General features: G+C 57.6%; 18 protein-coding genes and 1 pseudogene. 11 read left to right on the plus strand and 8 right to left on the minus strand.

Translation table 11 applies throughout. The features are described from left to right. The first annotated feature begins 23 nt into the window (after positions 1-23). The 9 genes from ACP7EE_RS10165 (at position 24) to ACP7EE_RS10205 (ending at position 7,686) form a co-directional block, all read left to right on the plus strand. Entirely contained in the window at positions 24-533 is a 510-nt protein-coding gene (locus ACP7EE_RS10165; RefSeq protein ID WP_426234402.1) for a disulfide bond formation protein B, read from the plus strand. Positions 534-1,370: 837 nt separating this feature from the next. Continuing rightward, positions 1,371-2,315, plus strand: coding sequence for a ubiquinol oxidase subunit II (cyoA, locus tag ACP7EE_RS10170; RefSeq protein ID WP_420650872.1), 945 nt, complete (start codon positions 1,371-1,373; stop codon positions 2,313-2,315). 3 nt (positions 2,316-2,318) lie between these two features. Beyond that, the gene (gene cyoB / locus ACP7EE_RS10175) at positions 2,319-4,349 is read left to right on the plus strand and encodes a cytochrome o ubiquinol oxidase subunit I (protein WP_420650873.1); all 2,031 of its coding nucleotides are present in this window, start codon (positions 2,319-2,321) and stop codon (positions 4,347-4,349) included. Between the two features lie 3 nt (positions 4,350-4,352). After that, complete coding sequence (locus ACP7EE_RS10180) at positions 4,353-4,976, plus strand: cytochrome o ubiquinol oxidase subunit III (RefSeq protein WP_420650874.1); 624 nt, start codon at positions 4,353-4,355, stop codon at positions 4,974-4,976. After that, the gene (gene cyoD, locus ACP7EE_RS10185) at positions 4,977-5,306 is read left to right on the plus strand and encodes a cytochrome o ubiquinol oxidase subunit IV (protein ID WP_426234403.1); all 330 of its coding nucleotides are present in this window, start codon (positions 4,977-4,979) and stop codon (positions 5,304-5,306) included. A gap of 10 nt (positions 5,307-5,316) precedes the next feature. Next, positions 5,317-6,204: a heme o synthase gene (gene cyoE, locus ACP7EE_RS10190; RefSeq protein ID WP_420650876.1), complete on the plus strand. Its 888-nt coding sequence runs from the start codon at positions 5,317-5,319 to the stop codon at positions 6,202-6,204. Between the two features lie 124 nt (positions 6,205-6,328). Then, positions 6,329-6,673 (plus strand): toxin, encoded by a 345-nt coding sequence (locus tag ACP7EE_RS10195; RefSeq protein ID WP_426234404.1) that lies wholly within the window; start codon positions 6,329-6,331, stop codon positions 6,671-6,673. Further along, complete coding sequence (locus ACP7EE_RS10200; protein ID WP_426234405.1) at positions 6,670-6,984, plus strand: helix-turn-helix domain-containing protein; 315 nt, start codon at positions 6,670-6,672, stop codon at positions 6,982-6,984. The genes ACP7EE_RS10195 and ACP7EE_RS10200 overlap by 4 nt, the downstream gene beginning before the upstream one ends. A gap of 210 nt (positions 6,985-7,194) precedes the next feature. After that, positions 7,195-7,686 carry a RidA family protein gene (locus ACP7EE_RS10205; protein WP_426234406.1) on the plus strand — a complete coding sequence of 164 codons (492 nt, stop codon included), beginning with the start codon at positions 7,195-7,197 and terminating at the stop codon, positions 7,684-7,686. 65 nt (positions 7,687-7,751) lie between these two features. Here ACP7EE_RS10205 and ACP7EE_RS10210 read toward each other — a convergent pair whose 3' ends face one another. The 5 genes and pseudogenes from ACP7EE_RS10210 to ACP7EE_RS10230 form a co-directional block, all read right to left on the minus strand. Then, on the minus strand, positions 7,752-8,456 hold the full coding sequence (locus ACP7EE_RS10210; protein ID WP_420650878.1) for a hypothetical protein: 705 nt from the start codon (positions 8,454-8,456) through the stop codon (positions 7,752-7,754). A gap of 134 nt (positions 8,457-8,590) precedes the next feature. Then, the gene (locus ACP7EE_RS10215; protein ID WP_426234407.1) at positions 8,591-9,106 is read right to left on the minus strand and encodes a DUF6622 family protein; all 516 of its coding nucleotides are present in this window, start codon (positions 9,104-9,106) and stop codon (positions 8,591-8,593) included. 83 nt (positions 9,107-9,189) lie between these two features. Beyond that, the gene (locus tag ACP7EE_RS10220) at positions 9,190-9,603 is read right to left on the minus strand and encodes a GNAT family N-acetyltransferase (RefSeq protein ID WP_426234408.1); all 414 of its coding nucleotides are present in this window, start codon (positions 9,601-9,603) and stop codon (positions 9,190-9,192) included. Continuing rightward, positions 9,600-9,725, minus strand: a pseudogene (locus ACP7EE_RS10225) (diguanylate cyclase); the annotation flags it as partial. The gene ACP7EE_RS10220 and the pseudogene ACP7EE_RS10225, both read right to left, overlap by 4 nt. A 183-nt stretch (positions 9,726-9,908) precedes the next feature. Next, on the minus strand, positions 9,909-10,814 hold the full coding sequence (locus tag ACP7EE_RS10230) for a LysR family transcriptional regulator (protein ID WP_426234409.1): 906 nt from the start codon (positions 10,812-10,814) through the stop codon (positions 9,909-9,911). A gap of 103 nt (positions 10,815-10,917) precedes the next feature. On the opposite strand from ACP7EE_RS10230, the gene ACP7EE_RS10235 reads away from it, so the two are divergent. Further along, positions 10,918-12,090, plus strand: a complete 1,173-nt coding sequence (locus tag ACP7EE_RS10235) for an aspartate aminotransferase family protein (protein WP_426234410.1) — start codon at positions 10,918-10,920, stop codon at positions 12,088-12,090. 9 nt (positions 12,091-12,099) lie between these two features. Here the strand turns inward: ACP7EE_RS10235 and ACP7EE_RS10240 are convergent, their stop codons facing one another. Beyond that, a complete protein-coding gene (locus tag ACP7EE_RS10240) occupies positions 12,100-14,019 on the minus strand; it encodes an alkaline phosphatase D family protein (RefSeq protein ID WP_426234411.1) in 1,920 nt (639 codons plus the stop codon). A gap of 193 nt (positions 14,020-14,212) precedes the next feature. Here ACP7EE_RS10240 and ACP7EE_RS10245 point away from each other — a divergent pair, with 193 nt between their 5' ends. Beyond that, the gene (locus tag ACP7EE_RS10245; protein ID WP_420650885.1) at positions 14,213-14,968 is read left to right on the plus strand and encodes a hypothetical protein; all 756 of its coding nucleotides are present in this window, start codon (positions 14,213-14,215) and stop codon (positions 14,966-14,968) included. A gap of 34 nt (positions 14,969-15,002) precedes the next feature. Here ACP7EE_RS10245 and ACP7EE_RS10250 read toward each other — a convergent pair whose 3' ends face one another. Beyond that, positions 15,003-15,332 (minus strand): hypothetical protein, encoded by a 330-nt coding sequence (locus ACP7EE_RS10250; RefSeq protein ID WP_420650886.1) that lies wholly within the window; start codon positions 15,330-15,332, stop codon positions 15,003-15,005. Positions 15,333-15,429: 97 nt separating this feature from the next. After that, the gene (locus tag ACP7EE_RS10255; RefSeq protein WP_426234412.1) at positions 15,430-16,212 is read right to left on the minus strand and encodes an AraC family transcriptional regulator; all 783 of its coding nucleotides are present in this window, start codon (positions 16,210-16,212) and stop codon (positions 15,430-15,432) included. Positions 16,213-16,249: the final 37 nt, after the last annotated feature.

Below are 16,249 nucleotides of genomic sequence, written 5' to 3' on the forward strand. Positions count from 1 at the left end.
CATGGACATGAAAGGGAAACGCGATGAGCGAGGAAACGATGCGGTTGGGCCGTGAGCGGCGCTATCTGGTGTTGCTGGGGATCATCTGCCTGGCGCTGATTGGCGGAGCTTTGTACATGCAAATCGTGCTCGGCGAGGCGCCATGCCCGCTGTGCATTCTGCAGCGTTATGCGTTGCTGCTGATTGCGCTGTTCGCGTTCATCGGCGCTGCGATGCGCACGCGCCGCAGCCTCACGGTGTTCGAGGTGCTGGTGGTGATTTGCGCGATTGCCGGGGCAGGGGTGGCGGGACATCATGTCTACACCCAGTTCTATCCGACAGTGAGCTGCGGCATCGATGTGCTGCAGCCGATTGTCGATGATCTGCCGCTGGCGAAAATCTTCCCGCTGGGCTTCCAGGTCGACGGTTTCTGCTCGACGCCGTACCCGCCGATCCTCGGCCTGTCGCTGGCGCAATGGGCGCTGGTGGCGTTCGTGCTGGTGGTGATTCTGGTGCCATTGCTGATCTCGCGTAACCGCAAAGCCTTGCGCTGAGTCAAGCTTCAGGCGCGCTTGCCGATATAACAAAACGCCGCGCTTTCCGAGTCAGGAAGGCGCGGCGTTTTGCATTTCAGAGCATTTGTGAAAACACCGTGACGAACGGCAATGAAGGTTTCGACAGGCGTGCGACATGTTGTCACAGCAGGTCTGTCGCGGGCCGGATCGGTGGCGCGGATTGGTCTGCGACTGTGTAACCGGATTGGTCTGTTTCCGGATTTGTCGGCGTTTATACACAGCGGCGACAACAGGCAGTTTTAACAACCTCTGGCAATTAGCCAGAAGCCTTGGGTTACCGGGGCTTGCGCCGTTCACGGCCAGGGAAAAAGCTTTCAGAGCTGTCTGATCTGAGGCGGGTAGACCTACATTTTTTGGTGTTTTTGTTGAGAATCGATTTCGATACCATGGGCGACTTTTGCAAAAACCGGAATGGATTGTTGCTGTAACGGATAAAAATTATTTCGGGATAAGACATGGTGTATAGGGCGCTACCTATCTACAATCGCCCGCACTGAATTCCCGGCACTGTTCAGCCTTTATTAAGGAACACTTTAATAAGGCGCTACGCAGGAAGTCGGGTGTCGAGCAGCCGTAAGGCTGTAAGTCACCCTGGTGTCGGTGCCTCAACTTTCCGCACCAAATGGAATTGGTCTGTAACAAGGCCTTTGACCACGAATTCGAATAAGAACTCACCGCTGTCCCAGGATTTGTCGAGCGTCTGACGCGAGACGGGCGGCCCTTATTCAATCCAAAGAAAATGCCAACCCTTGGCAGGGTGAAGTGTTGGCGATCAAAACCCAACTGCATTGCGCAAGCTGCTTTAGAGGTCGTGAGATGAGTAAAAACAGGTACCCCAGATTACTAGGCCTAGTGCCGCTGCTCGGCACGTTGTTGCTGGGAGGCTGCAACATGACCTTGTTCAATCCCACGGGCCAGGTTGGCCTGGAACAGCGAAACCTGATCATCACCGCGACCCTGCTGATGCTGTTGGTCGTCGTGCCGGTTATCGTCATGACCTTCCTCTTCGCCTGGAAGTACCGCGCCTCCAACAAGGATGCCGTGTACACCCCGAAGTGGTCGCACTCCACCAAAATCGAAGTGGCAGTCTGGACCATTCCGGTACTGATCATCATTGCCCTGGGTTACATCACCTACAAGTCGACCCACGAGCTGGACCCGTATCGTCCGCTTGAATCCGACGTCAAGCCGATCACTATCGAAGTGGTCGCGCTGGACTGGAAGTGGCTGTTCATCTACCCGGAACAAGGCATTGCCACGGTCAACAAGATCGTGTTCCCGACGAACACTCCGGTCAATTTCAAAGTGACCTCGGACGCCGTGATGAACTCGTTCTTCATCCCGGGCCTGGGCGGCCAGATCTACGCGATGGCCGGCATGCAGACCAAACTGCACCTGATTGCCAACCGTGACGCTGAAATGGACGGTATCTCCGCCAACTACAGCGGCGCTGGTTTCACCGGCATGAAATTCAAAGCCATCTCTACGACTCAGGAGCAATTCGACGCCTGGGTCAGCGAAGTCAAAAAGGCACCTAAACAGCTTGAAAAAGCTGAATACGAAGCCCTTTCCAAGCCAAGCCAGAACAACCCAGTCGAGCTCTACTCCTCGGTCACGCCGAACCTGTTCCAGATCATCGTCGACAAGTACGAAGGCATGAAACCGGGCAAGCCGCTGAAGCACGAGAAGAAAGAGAAAGAAGTGGCCGCGACGCAAGGATCGGACATGAACTCGCATTCAGCTGCCGGGGCAGAGGAGTAAACGATGTTTGGTAAATTAAGTTGGGAAGCGGTCCCGTTCCACGAGCCGATCGTGATGGTGACCATCGCCATGATCGCCCTCGGTGGTCTGGCGCTGTTCGCTGCAATCACCTACTTCAAGAAGTGGACTTACTTGTGGACCGAGTGGCTGACGTCGGTCGACCACAAGAAAATCGGCGTGATGTACATCATCGTCGCCATGGTCATGCTGCTGCGCGGTTTTGCCGACGCCATCATGATGCGTACCCAGTTGGCCATGGCCACCGAGGGTTCGCCTGGCTACCTGCCACCTGAACACTATGACCAGATCTTCACCGCTCACGGTGTGATCATGATCATCTTCATGGCGATGCCATTCTTCACCGGCCTGATGAACCTTGCAGTGCCGCTGCAGATCGGCGCGCGTGACGTTGCGTTCCCGTTCCTGAACTCCCTGAGCTTCTGGCTGCTGGTGTCCGGCGTTGTGCTGATCAACCTGTCGCTGGGCGTCGGCGAATTCGCCAAGACCGGTTGGGTTGCTTATCCACCGCTGTCGGGTCTGCAATACAGCCCTGGCGTGGGGATGGACTACTACATCTGGGCGCTTCAGCTATCCGGGTTAGGTACGACGCTGACGGGGGTCAACTTCCTCGCTACCGTGCTGAAAATGCGTACCCCTGGCATGAAGCTGATGGACATGCCGATCTTCACCTGGACCTGCACCTGGGCCAACGTTCTGATCGTGGCTTCGTTCCCGATCCTGACCGCTACCCTGGCACTGCTGACGCTTGACCGTTACATGGATTTCCACATTTTCACCAATGAACTTGGTGGCAATCCGATGATGTACGTCAACCTGTTCTGGGCATGGGGCCACCCTGAGGTTTACATCCTTATCCTGCCGGCATTCGGCATTTTCTCGGAAGTCATCTCGGCCTTCACCGGCAAGAAACTGTTCGGCCACCACTCGATGATCTACGCATCGGGCGCAATCTCGATCCTGGGCTTCATGGTTTGGCTGCACCACTTCTTCACCATGGGTTCGGGTGCGAGCGTCAACGCCTTCTTCGGTCTGGCGACGATGCTGATTTCGATCCCGACGGGTGTGAAACTATTCAACTGGCTGTTCACCATCTATCAGGGCCGTCTGCGTTTCACCAGCCAGGTTCTGTGGACCCTGGGCTTCATGGTGACCTTCGCCATCGGCGGCATGACTGGCGTACTGCTGGCCATTCCGGGTGCTGACTTCGTGCTGCACAACAGCCTGTTCGTGATCGCTCACTTCCACAACGTGATCATCGGCGGCGCGGTATTCGGTTACATCGCAGGTTTCGCGTTCTACTTCCCGAAAGCGTTCGGCTTCAAGCTGCACGAAGGCTGGGGTAAAGCAGCGTTCTGGTTCTGGATCACCGGTTTCTTCGTCGCGTTCATGCCGCTCTACGTACTGGGCTTCATGGGCATGACCCGTCGTCTGAACGCCACCACCAACCCTGAGTGGGTACCGTACCTGTACGTTGCCATGTTCGGTGCGGTGATGATCGCTGTCGGTATCGCTTGCCAACTGATCCAGCTGTACGTATCGGTTCGTGACCGCAACAAGCCAGAGAACATGTGCGAACACGGTGACCCGTGGAATGCTCACACTCTGGAATGGTCGACCTCGTCGCCACCACCGTTCTACAACTTTGCCGTGCTGCCTAAGGCTGACTGCATCGACCCGTTCACCGAAGCCAAGGAAAACGGTACTGCGTACCAGGCTCCGGCCAAGTACGAGCCGATCCACATGCCAAACAACACCGCTACCGGTGTGGTCATGGGCGCTCTGCTGACCGTGTTCGGTTTCGCAATGATCTGGCACATCTGGTGGCTGGCCATCGCAAGCCTGGTCGGTACTGTTGTGTACTTCGTGATCCACGCTGCACGTGATGACCAGGGCTATATGGTTCCGGTTGAAACGATCGAGCGCATCGAAGCCGAGCAGCACAAGCGTCTGGTCGCGGCAGGGAAAATCCCGGCCTCCGCCACCCGTGTTGAAACCTCGTTGGAACAGGCTTAAACCATGTCGAATTTAGTGACCAATGCTGGACACGCCCATGGTGAACATGGGCACGATGACCATCACCACGATTCGGGCGAGATGACCGTATACGGTTTCTGGCTCTACCTGATGACCGACTGCATTCTGTTTGCATCGATCTTCGCGGTATACGCGGTACTGGTAAACAACGTCGCCGGTGGCCCGTCGGGCCACGACATCTTCGAACTGCCATACGTGCTGGCCGAAACGGCTCTGCTGTTGTTCAGTTCGATCACCTACGGCTTCGCCATGCTGGCGTTGTACAAAGGTAAAAAGCAGCAGGTTCTGGGTTGGTTGTTCATGACCTTCCTGCTGGGCGCAGGCTTCATCGCGATGGAGATCAACGAGTTCCACCTGCTGATCTCCGAGGGCTTCGGTCCTAGCCGTTCGGGCTTCCTGTCCGCGTTCTTCACCCTGGTCGGTACCCACGGTCTGCACGTTTCGGCGGGTCTGATCTGGATGGGCATCATGATGTACCAGGTGCAGAAAAAAGGCCTGACGGCGACCAACAAGACCCGTCTGAGCTGCCTGAGCCTGTTCTGGCACTTCCTGGACGTGGTCTGGATCTGCGTATTCACCGTTGTTTATCTGATGGGGACTATGTAAATGGCTAACGCACATTCCCACGACGACGCCGGCCACGGCAGCGTCAAGTCCTATGCGATCGGCTTCATTCTGTCGGTAATCCTGACGGTGATCCCGTTTGCTCTGGTCATGTACCCGACGCTGCCGAAGTCGATCACGCTGATGATCGTCCTGGCATTCGCCGTGATTCAGGTGATTGTTCACCTGTATTACTTCCTGCACCTGGACCGTTCCGTTGCGCAGCGGAACAACGTGATTGCGTTCGTCTTCACGGCCATCGTGATCGTGCTGTTGGTCGGCCTGTCGCTGTGGATCATGTTCAGCATCCACACGTTCATGATGGCGAAGTGAGGTAGACCCGATGTCGCTCAAGCACTTTATCCAAATCACCAAACCGGGGATCATTTTCGGTAACGTGCTTTCTGTGGCAGGCGGGTTCTTCCTGGCCTCGAAAGGGCATGTTGATCTGGCCGTGTTTCTGGCAGCCATGATCGGCACTTCCCTAGTTGTGGCCTCCGGTTGCGTGTTCAACAACTGCATCGACCGCGACATCGACCTGAAGATGGAACGCACCAAGAACCGGGTGCTGGTGCAGGGCTTGATCTCCCTGAAACTGGCCCTGATCTATGCGACCGTCCTGGGTGTTCTCGGCGTTGCGTTGTTGTACAAAGTGGCCAACCCGTTGGCGGCTTTGTTCGCCGTGATCGGCTTCGTGATCTACGTCGGCTTCTACAGCCTGTACCTCAAGCGCAAGTCGGTTCACGGCACGCTGGTGGGCAGTCTGTCGGGCGCCATGCCACCGGTGATCGGTTACGTGGCCGTGACCAACAGCTTCGACATGGCCGCGCTGACCCTGCTGGTGATGTTCAGCCTGTGGCAGATGCCGCATTCCTACGCCATCGCGATCTTCCGCTTCAACGATTACCTGGCCGCATCGATTCCGGTGCTGCCAGTGAAGCGCGGGATCAAAGTGGCCAAGAAGCACATCCTGCTCTACATCCTGGCGTTCCTCGTGGCGACCTTGATGCTGACCTTCAGCGGCTACGCCGGCATGAGCTACCTCGCCGTCGCCGCGGCCATGGGCATGTACTGGTTGTACATGGCCTGGACCGGTTACAAAGCAGTGGATGACACGGTCTGGGCACGCAAGCTGTTCGTGTTCTCGATCTTCACCATCACCGCGCTGAGCGTCATGATGTCCCTGGACTTCAAGGTGCCGGCCGAACTGCTGGTGACGTACGCGCCGTAAGGTTCGAACGTGGTAAGAAAAACCCCGCCATCAAGAGATGCGCGGGGTTTTTTGTTGATATCTGCTCATTTGAAGAAGCAGTTCTCGCCTATTCGTCTATAAGCAAGTTAACTATAGTCCGGCGATGCGAATCCAATTTTTTGAAACCACCGTGTTCACCGCGACCGTCGGGCAGTACCTGGCCGACGATGAGTATCGTGCGCTGCAGACGTACATGCAGCTCAATCCCTCAGCCGGCGATGTAATGCCCCGTACGGGAGGCTTCCGCAAGCTGCGTTGGGCTGATGCACGCCGAGGCAAGGGCAGGAGGGGCGGGTTGCGAGTTATCTATTATTGGCTTATGAATGATGGCCAGTTTTGGATGTTTGCGATTTACGACAAAGATGAGCTTGAGAATTTGAACGCCGAGCAAGAGAAGGCGCTTAAAAAAGCCATAGAGAATGAGTTGAAAACACGAGGTACCCCATGAAAAAGCGCGACCTGTTTGCAGAGCTGATGCAGGGCGTTGACGAGATGGCGGCTCAACGCGAAGGCAAGATCACTTTGCGCAATACGGTTATCGAGGACAAGCCCGTTCCCGAAGTCGGCGCTCAGGAGATCGTTGCGCTTCGAGAGAAGCTGCATATGTCCCAGGCAGTTTTTGCCAGGCGAATCAGAACCAGCCCCAGCACTCTGAGAAATTGGGAGCAGGAAAAGTCCAAACCCAATGCCCAAGCGGCCTTGTTGATTCGTCTGGTGGAGAAATTCCCGGACATGGTTGATCGGTTAAGTGCCGTGTAATCATGCATACAACTTGAGCTAAGCCCCGTATTTCTTAAGAAATACGGGGCTTTTTGTTGTTCGAATTCTGGATGTTTCAGGCACTCAGCGAGGCGTAAGTAGAGTAGCTATAGCCCGAAACAACTAGCTAGAAATCGACAGGTTGCGGTTGCTTGGCAAAAGCCCTAGATTCGGATCCAACTACACGCATCGATCACGAGGCTGGGCGACATGACTGAGAGGATGACCTGCGACGAACGCTTCATTGCCCTGGCAAAAGAGCTGAATTACGACATCAATGGCGAGAACACGGTGGGTGGTAACTACGCGCCGCTGGTTCGTCACCATGACGAGTTGTACATCAGCGGCATGGTGCCACGCGCCGACGGCAAGATTCAGTACCCGGGCCGGGTGGGGCAGGAGTTGACGCTTCAGGATGCGCAGGCAGCGGCGAGCATCAGCGCCATGCGGTGTCTGGCCTTCATCGTCGATGCCGTGGGTTCGCTGGATAAGATCAAGTCGTTGCTGCGGGTCACGGTGTATGTGAAGTCCACCGCCGATTTCGTTGATCTGAGTGAAGTCGCCAACGGTGCTTCGGATGTGTTCAGCCATGTGCTGGGTGATGTCGGCCGACACACGCGCACCACCGTCGGCGTGTATCAGTTGCCGAAAAACGCCGCTGTCGAAGTCGACATGATCGTGGCGCTGCTGCCGTCGGCCTGATTGCCAGCCTGAAAAAAAAGCCCCGCCCTGAATCTCAGGGCGGGGCTTTTTCGTCAGCGCCGGGCTTACTGAACGGCGATGCTGTAGCCATCGAACGCGGTCTGCTGTTGCAGGGCGGTGATGATGTTTTTGCGGTTGATCGCCTGTTCGGTGCCGGCGTTGTCGACGAAGGTTTCGCCGTCCAGCTCGGCTTCGTCGCCTTCACCAACGAAAGTGAAACCGAGGAATTCCAGCGCTTCCCGGTCCATGCTCAGGCGCGAGCGCGGCGTGCGCAGCGGCAGGGTCACGCTGATGCCATCCTTGCTGATGCTGAACACTTCGGCTTCTTTCTTCGCGCGCGCGGTTTTGCTCTTGCCGCTGCTCGGATTGCTGATCGCCTGATGCGTCTGGTTCAGCACTTTCAAGGCCAGACCGTAGACGATTTCCTGAAACGCCGGATCGTCTTTGAAGCTGGACAGAATGCGGCTGATCGGGAATTTGCTGCTCAGGTCTTCAAGGGCAGCGATATCCGCAGCTTCGGCGTCCTTCAAGCGCTTGAGTTCGCCCATAAGCTCATAAGCCTGATCGTCATCAAAGCGGTCGTGAGCCTGACGGATCGCCGCGCGCAGATCGCGAATCTCATCGCTTTCGCGCGACGACTGGAACGCGTCCAGCACCATCTCGCTGATGATCTTCGCCTGTGGGATGTGTTGTGAAAGATTGATGGAGTTTTCGTATTCCGCTTTGGACGACTGGGTGACTACGGATTCAGCGGTGTTGGAATCGGACATTGAAATTTCACTACTTCTTTAACTTGAGTTGAGACGAGAAAGCACGGGGTCTTTTTCAGGCCGCCTAATTTAGGGGAGCGGGGCGTGCTTGTCACGGAGCAACGGGCCTGCGGTCGGGTTTTTTTCCCAGTCGCCTAGCGAGTGCCCAACGGAGGGCGTTGCGCCTGAAGCGTTCGCAACAGCCAGTAGAATTTCAGCGAGCGCGTGCTGATCAGTCCGCAGACAAATCCTGATACGACGGCCTTGAGCAATAAAATTTGCGAAGTGGAAGATTGCTCGGGATGCACATCGTCCTGATAGCCGAAGTAGTAGTTCACCGTAAAAAACAGCAGGTACAACATCAATACCTTCCAGGTGCCCGGTACGATCAATCCAGTTTCCGCATCGTCCAGCGTCACGCCTCGGCGCGAGAAAATCAGCCATGCCGAGACTGCGCCAAGCAACATGGCGCAGAGCCAACAGCTCAACGACAGGCCAGGATCGAGATTCAGATTTAATGAGAACAGCGACCAGGCAATCAGCACCAGCGGGGTCAGTAGCAGGGCGAATCGGCTTTCATGGTGGGGCGTACGGGCCTTGAGGCCGCAATACAGCAGAAACAGCAGAATCGCATAAACCCACAAAGGGGTGTTTTGCAGAATGGCGAGCATTGAGCGGCTTCCATGCTAAATAACTAAAGATACGTAATCAGACCGATCAAGATGCCGTGCATCGAAATGATGCCCGGCCATGGTCACCTTGCATATTGACCGCGGGGCCGCTCCATCGCAATCTCGGATGTCTTGAACCCCACGCTGGAAAAAAATGCCTCGGCGCCCTCACGCCCGGCGCGTAATACCCACGTGATGTCCGGGTTTTCGCCGATCACCCGTTCAACCAGCGCACGGCCGATGCCAGCCCGGCGGTGCTGTGCGTCGACAACCACCATCGACAGATAACCGTTGGATAACCCATCGGTTATGCCGCGGGCGAAACCTGCGATCTGGCCATTCTTCAGTGCAACTGCGGTACGTTGGGAGTTACGGATCAATTGCGCGAAGTATTCGCTGGAACCGACGCGATGACCCCAGCCATGCGCGCCAAGAAACAGTCTCACGGCTTCGAGTTCGGAGGGCAGCAGGTCGCGAATAATCAATTCGTTGTTCATCCGCTAATCAGTTCCTTGCCGGCAATCTTCGAGCGATATAACGCCTGATCGGCGCGGGCCATCAGTCCGGTCTGCTGTTCCTGATCGAAGCGCTGGACCACCCCGAAACTCATGCTCACCCACCAGTCCCAGATACCGTCACTGATCAGCTCCAGAATTGTGTGCCACACGCCTTCGTTGAGATCCGTCATGTTGAATTTCAACGGATCGATGTTCGATGCCTCACCCATCATCGCGCCCCTGGTCGTGCTGATATCAAAGTGATTTGCCCGTGCAGGAGATTAGTGCATACCGGGTGAGCGCGACTAGGGTCTGCCCCACGTCTGCACTGCAAACTCGACGAACCGCCGCAATTTCGGCAAACGGTAGCGATCCTGAGCGTAGAGCAGGTGCATCGGCCGGCTCGGCGGTTGGTAGTCGGGGATTACCGTCACCAGTTTGCCGTCGCGCAGATCCTGTTCCACCAGCGCATCGGGCAGCATGACGATGCCCATGCCGGTGCGCGCGGCCTGATGCAACCCGGCGGAGCTGTTGAGTAGCATCGGCCCTTTGACATCGACCATCACTTCGCCGTCCGGCCCACTTAGGCGCCATTCTTTCTCGACCGACTGCCAGTCATCGCCGGCAGGGTAGGCGAAGGACAGGCAGTCATGCTGACGCAAGTCGTCGGGTGTGAGCGGCATACCGCGTCGCGCCACGTAATCCGGGGAGGCGCACACGGTCAGGGTGTAGTCGATGAGCGGCCGGGCGATCAGATTGGTCGCTTCGAAATTGCCCAGTCGAAATGCCACATCGAGGCCATTTTCCAGCAACTCCGGACGCCGGTTGGTCAGTGCTACATCGAGTTTGAGCTGCGGGTATTGCAGTGAGAATTCGCTGAGTGCCGGGGCCAGACGTTCGACGCCGAAGGTTAGCGGTGCGGTGATGCGCAGAGTGCCGCGCGGCTCATCGAGGGTCTGTTCGGCCAGACGCTCGGAGTCTGCGACCAACCCGAGGACTTCCAGACAACGCTGATAGTAAACGCTGCCGAATTCGGTAAGCCGTTGGCGGCGCGTGGTGCGTTGCAGCAGTTGCACGCCGAGCCGTTGTTCCAGGGCGCGCAGGTGATTTCCGACCATGGTCGTGGACATTTCGCACTGCAACGCGGCCGCCGTCATGCTGCCGGCTTCCACGACTTTGACGTAAACGCTCATCGACTGGAACAAGTCCATTATCAAGCTCCGCTTTTAAATGATTGAAGTTTTGCCGAGTTTACCCAGTTCAGGTGGATAACCATACTGCCAGTACACCGAACCTGCGCTGGAGTAGACCAACATGACCGCCGCCCTGATGAACACCTATCAACCGCTGGCCCTGAGCTTCACCAAGGGCCTGGGCACGCGACTGTGGGATCAGGCCGGTCGCGAGTATCTGGATGCGGTGGCCGGTGTGGCGGTGACCAATGTCGGCCATTCACATCCGCGGATCGTCTCGGCCATCAGCGAGCAGGCCGGACTGTTGCTGCACACCTCCAATCTGTACAGCATCGACTGGCAGCTACAACTGGCGCAGAAACTCACACAACTATCGGGGATGCAGCGCGCGTTCTTCAATAACTCCGGGGCGGAGGCCAACGAAACGGCGTTGAAGCTCGCGCGGTTATTCGGCTGGCGCAAAGGCATCGAACAGCCGCTGGTGGTGGTCATGGCCAACGCTTTTCATGGCCGCACCTTGGGCACCTTGTCCGCCAGCGATGGCCCGGCGGTACGCTTGGGTTTCAACGAGCTGCCGGGGGATTTCGTCAAAGTCCCGTTCGGCGATCTGGCCGCACTGGAAGAAGTCCAGCAACGGCACGGCGCGCGCATCGTGGCGATTCTGGTCGAGCCGATTCAGGGTGAGAGCGGGGTGCAACTGGCGCCACCGGGTTACCTCAAAGCCCTGCGTGATCTATGCAGCCGTCACGCCTGGCTGCTGATGCTCGACGAAATCCAGACCGGCATTGGCCGTACCGGCCGGTGGTTCGCGTTTCAGCACGAAGACATCGTCCCCGATGTCATGACCCTCGCCAAAGGCTTGGGCAACGGCGTGCCGATCGGCGCATGTCTGGCGCGGGGCAGGGCGGCGGATCTGTTCACGCCGGGCAGTCACGGCAGCACCTTCGGCGGCAACCCGCTCGCCTGCCGGGTCGGCTGCACCGTACTCGAGATCATCGAAGAACAAGGCTTGCTGGAAAACGCCCGGATTCAAGGTGAACGCTTGATCACTCGGCTACGCGCAGAACTGGCAGACAACCCGAATGTGCAGGCGATTCGTGGCCAAGGCCTGATGATCGGCATCGAGCTGAAACAGCCGATCCGTGATCTGACACTGATCACGGCGCGCGATCATGGGCTGCTGATCAACGTCACCCGCGGCAAAACCATCCGGCTGCTGCCGCCGCTGACGATTGATGAGCGAGAGGTGGGGATGATTGTCAGAGGTGTGGCGCGGGCGCTGGATTGTCGGTAGCCACCCGCATTATTCCGGATAATCCGACAAATCCGGTGCGAGCATCCGGGTCTTCGGGGAGCCGTTCGAGTTGTGTTGGAATATCTCGCGCGGCTGCCCTTGCTCATTGAAAAACACCTGGCCAATCCCCGCCGAATTCCACAGTCGCTCACCCGCTTCAGCATGTTCCGGCACATACGGCACGATGCGCATGCGCCTGCGTTTGGTCAGCCAGTTGAGTGGTGAACGTGGTGAGTAGAGCCAGCGGTTGAGGCGGTCGAACCATTCCAGCAGGGTCTTGGGGAATTCGTTCTTGATGCCGCTGCTGGTGATCTGCCAGATGCGCGGGCCGGCCTTGCGGTGTCGGATAAGCACTTCGTAGACGAAGGAATAATGCACATCGCCGGACAGCACCACGTAATTGCCCGGTGTACGCGTGTGTCGGAAAATGTTCAGGATCACCTGCGCGGCACCGCGATGGGCCATCCAGTTTTCCGCGTCGACCAGCAGTGGAAAGCCACACCAACTGAATATCCGCTGCACGGTTTCGATCAGCTTCACGCCGAAGATCGGCGCCGGGGACACGATGATCGCCGAGGGGTGATCGAGCAGCTCCTGTTGCAACTCGCTCAAGGCTTCCCAGTCGAGCAATCCCGATGGCTGTTTGAGCGCCATTTCGCTGCGCCAGCGCCGGGTGCGAGTGTCGATCACCACCAGTGCCGGGCTGGTCGGCAACACGAAGTGCCAGTGTTGAAAACGCAGCAGCTCATCGATCAGCGCGTCCTGCACCGGGCTGTCTAGATAACGGTCGTCGCCGCTGGCGCTGAGGCCTCGTGTTCTCTCCAGCAACGTGCCGAACGCGTCGGGGTTATTGCCCCATCCCTGACACAACATGTAGGCGATCAGCGCGTTGCCGATGATGCGTTTGGAGAACGGATGGCCGTAGGCGGTTTCCTCCCATTGCGCGGAAAGATTCCAGTCATCGGTAATGTCGTGGTCGTCGAAAATCATCAGGCTCGGCAGATGCGCCAAGGCGCGCGCGACGTTGCCCAGGCCTGCGGTGAAGGCATTGATCCGAGTCTGTTCGAGGGCATAACGCTTGGCGCGCTCGGGTGTCAGCACCGGCGGCTGCGGCTCGATCAGCGTCCACGGCGTCGGCGACCACACCAGCATGTACATCGCCATGACTTCGGCAAATGTCACCAGGTGATTGTCGGCACTGCTGCTGGTGAAAATCGGCTTACGCGCACCACCGAAAAATCGCTCGCGCAATGTCTCGTTGCTCTCAAGCGCCGGTAACAAATCCGCACGGTGGTAGTAGCTGGCCGGGTGTTCATAGAGTTTCGCGCTGTCACTGACCACCGCACCTTCGAGGTGTTCTTCAAACAGCCCGAGACGTTCGATCAGCGCATGAATCGCGCGCAGCATCGGCCCGGCGACATCGTCGGCGTAGACCTGATCGCCGCTCATCATCAACAGCGCGGGGCGTTGTTGCGGATCGGTTTCGGCCGACAACAGTTGATCGACGCACAGCAAGCCATCGGCTGCCGGGTGATGCGGTTTACGGCAGGAGCCGTGCAGCAGTTGATCGATGCGCGAGCGAATCACGAAATTCGGGCAGATGGCATCGGCGTAGAGCAAGTGCGCAGCCCAATCGGCGATCCCGGTTTTGCCGTCGATCAGCAAGTCATAGTCGATGCGCGTGTCGCAGGGCAGGGCGCTTTCGAGAACGACATCAATCAGATGCACGAACGCGCGGGCGCCTACAGGAATGACCGTGCATTTCGTCTCGTCGAGAGGAATATCTCCCACACCTTGCAGACGCAAAGTCAGCGACAGCGGGCGAGTGCCCACCAGCCACATCACGCAACGCGCAGGTTCCAGCCGCCGCAACAGCGGGCCGGCCAAAACCGGTGGCAACGGGTTCAATTCATCAAGCGATCGGGACATTCAGGATCAAGGCTCTGGGCGCGCAGGCCGGCGATGATAGCGCAGCCGGCGCCCATTGCCCTTAAGCGAGGCTTAAGATTCGCTTTTCTTCAACTTCAGATCGAGCCGGTTGAAGGCCTCCAGCGAAAGTGGACAGCCAGATATCAAAATAGTAGCTTCGCGCCACTTTCTTCATCTGCGTAACGGACTACACATGCCTACCGTTTCTTCTGTCTCACGCCTGCTCGGCGCGTTCCTCCTCGCCATCGTAATGACCCCGGCGCTTGCCGACCGGGATGAAACCCCGGAGGTCGCCTGGAAGGGATACCTCTCCGATTGTGAGCGTTTTCAGCAAGTAGTGAACAACGTTCAAAACGGGACCATGACTGCCAGGGAAGCGATGGTCCGCGTCGATAACTTGAATCAAACTGTTTTCGCCCATCACGAGCAACTCGCCCAGGCAAGCCTTGCCTCTCCAGAGTATGCCCGTTGCAAAAACGTCATTGCCCAAGCGACCGAGATCTGGCACAACGAACATTACGTCCAGGACAAAGAGATTCTACAGCAAGCCTTCGCGTCACAGGCCGAGCATTTGGAGTCCCCGCAGTACAAGCGCGCCCGCGCTCTGGGCTTTAGCGACGTCGGCGAACTCGGCAAGCTCAAGGAACTCGCCCGGGATTCGGAAACGGATGGTGAAGCATATCTGAAGACGTTGATGATTACGGTCGACTGGGGCTGCGGCCGACATTTCCGCGCTGTGCGCTACGTCAAACCCTATGTGATCTACACCGCCCATCCCGATGAGGGCAGCTGCGCAATCTATAGAGAGGTCGCGGTGCTGGGTGGAGAACTGGTGGAGAGGGGCGAGACCATCGATCAGGAAGCGGTTTTTCAATACGTGGGATGGAAGAAGCTGGAAGGCCCTGGTGGGTTTCCCATCGACATTCGAGTGGTAAAAGTGCGGGAGTAATCCGGAGGGCAGTTTCTTCAGATCGCGTGTCTGATTACAGAATGTCCTTCAAATAACCTTTGAGCGCGAGGAGCGGCGCATCGAGCTGCTCCATCGTCTGCGCGTGGCTGAGCTCGGCGGTCAAGCGTTGCAGCTCACGCCCGAGCGGCTTGTCTACACCCCCCAAGGCGCTCAGCGCCAGACTCAGGCATTCATTCAGCTTGAGCTGAATTGTCTCGACATCGCCACGCCGCACCAGCAACTCGAAAACGTCGCGGTCGTAATCACCCATCACCAGATCATCGCGCAGAATGGGGCTGACGCCTTCTTCCTCGTAAGCGAGTTTCAGGCAGAACAGGGCGACGGCTTCCAGTGACAATTGCATGGTGCAAATCCTTCGGGAGTTAGGGTTTGGAGCACGGGATCAAAAGATTCGGGCCGCGATTGTAGGAACGTGGCTGGGCTTTTTCCAACCCGATGTTTCAAAGCCCGTTTTTTGAGAAGTATCGACTCGGCGCATCGCCCAGCACACGCCTGAAAACACTGGTGAACGCGCTGGGGCTGCTGTAACCCAGATCGGTCGCGACGCGCGTGATTGACTCGCCGTTGCCCAGCCGTACGACGGCCATCAACAGGCACGCCTGCTGACGCCATTCGACGAAACTGATACCGGTCTGTTGGCGAAACAGTCGGGTGAAGGTACGGCGGCTCATGCCGACTTGCCGGCACATGTCGTCAATGCCGATTTCCAGCGACGGCTGTTCGAGCAATCTGCGACAGGCCCGAATCAGCCGTGGCTCGCTAGGCAGCGGCGCATTCAGCGACAGCGGTGGCATGTCGGCGATCTCATGCAGCAGCAAGCTCATCAAGTGACCGTCACGCTGCTGCTCGGCATACAGCGCCGGCACGTCAATCGCGCGGATCAGCAACTGCCGCAGCAATGTCGAAACGCCAAACACCTGACAATGCGCTGGCAGCCCGACTCGCTCGACGGCGCTCGTGCGGATGTAAGTATTGAGCATGGTCACCGGCCCATTCATGCTCATCTCATGCGGCACGCCCGCCGGCACCCAGATCGCCCGCTGCGGCGGCACCACCCAATTGCCCTGATCGGTGAACACCGTAATCACGCCGCAAGCCGCATAGGCAAATTGCCCGCGTTGATGGGTATGCAGCACAAAGTGCTGACCGTCTCGATAGTCATTGGCCGTGACCACCGCATCGCGGGGAATGTTTTCGTGAAGATCCAGTTCAGTTTCGCGCATGGCCCGAATTTAATGATGTGTGACCTGATAGTGCAAG

It is taken from the genome of Pseudomonas sp. TWP3-2 (assembly GCF_049897765.1).
GTDB lineage: Bacteria > Pseudomonadota > Gammaproteobacteria > Pseudomonadales > Pseudomonadaceae > Aquipseudomonas.

What these genes read in the sequence shown, in the direction of transcription:
- ACP7EE_RS10165 (WP_426234402.1), top strand. Translation starts at nt 24, where the DNA reads ATGAGCGAGGAAACGATGCGGTTGGGCCGTGAGCGGCGCTATCTGGTG.
- cyoA (WP_420650872.1), top strand. Translation starts at nt 1,371, where the DNA reads ATGAGTAAAAACAGGTACCCCAGATTACTAGGCCTAGTGCCGCTGCTC.
- cyoB (WP_420650873.1), top strand. Translation starts at nt 2,319, where the DNA reads ATGTTTGGTAAATTAAGTTGGGAAGCGGTCCCGTTCCACGAGCCGATC.
- ACP7EE_RS10180 (WP_420650874.1), top strand. Translation starts at nt 4,353, where the DNA reads ATGTCGAATTTAGTGACCAATGCTGGACACGCCCATGGTGAACATGGG.
- cyoD (WP_426234403.1), top strand. Translation starts at nt 4,977, where the DNA reads ATGGCTAACGCACATTCCCACGACGACGCCGGCCACGGCAGCGTCAAG.
- cyoE (WP_420650876.1), top strand. Translation starts at nt 5,317, where the DNA reads ATGTCGCTCAAGCACTTTATCCAAATCACCAAACCGGGGATCATTTTC.
- ACP7EE_RS10195 (WP_426234404.1), top strand. Translation starts at nt 6,329, where the DNA reads ATGCGAATCCAATTTTTTGAAACCACCGTGTTCACCGCGACCGTCGGG.
- ACP7EE_RS10200 (WP_426234405.1), top strand. Translation starts at nt 6,670, where the DNA reads ATGAAAAAGCGCGACCTGTTTGCAGAGCTGATGCAGGGCGTTGACGAG.
- ACP7EE_RS10205 (WP_426234406.1), top strand. Translation starts at nt 7,195, where the DNA reads ATGACTGAGAGGATGACCTGCGACGAACGCTTCATTGCCCTGGCAAAA.
- ACP7EE_RS10210 (WP_420650878.1), bottom strand. Translation starts at nt 8,456, where the DNA reads ATGTCCGATTCCAACACCGCTGAATCCGTAGTCACCCAGTCGTCCAAA.
- ACP7EE_RS10215 (WP_426234407.1), bottom strand. Translation starts at nt 9,106, where the DNA reads ATGCTCGCCATTCTGCAAAACACCCCTTTGTGGGTTTATGCGATTCTG.
- ACP7EE_RS10220 (WP_426234408.1), bottom strand. Translation starts at nt 9,603, where the DNA reads ATGAACAACGAATTGATTATTCGCGACCTGCTGCCCTCCGAACTCGAA.
- ACP7EE_RS10230 (WP_426234409.1), bottom strand. Translation starts at nt 10,814, where the DNA reads ATGGACTTGTTCCAGTCGATGAGCGTTTACGTCAAAGTCGTGGAAGCC.
- ACP7EE_RS10235 (WP_426234410.1), top strand. Translation starts at nt 10,918, where the DNA reads ATGACCGCCGCCCTGATGAACACCTATCAACCGCTGGCCCTGAGCTTC.
- ACP7EE_RS10240 (WP_426234411.1), bottom strand. Translation starts at nt 14,019, where the DNA reads ATGTCCCGATCGCTTGATGAATTGAACCCGTTGCCACCGGTTTTGGCC.
- ACP7EE_RS10245 (WP_420650885.1), top strand. Translation starts at nt 14,213, where the DNA reads ATGCCTACCGTTTCTTCTGTCTCACGCCTGCTCGGCGCGTTCCTCCTC.
- ACP7EE_RS10250 (WP_420650886.1), bottom strand. Translation starts at nt 15,332, where the DNA reads ATGCAATTGTCACTGGAAGCCGTCGCCCTGTTCTGCCTGAAACTCGCT.
- ACP7EE_RS10255 (WP_426234412.1), bottom strand. Translation starts at nt 16,212, where the DNA reads ATGCGCGAAACTGAACTGGATCTTCACGAAAACATTCCCCGCGATGCG.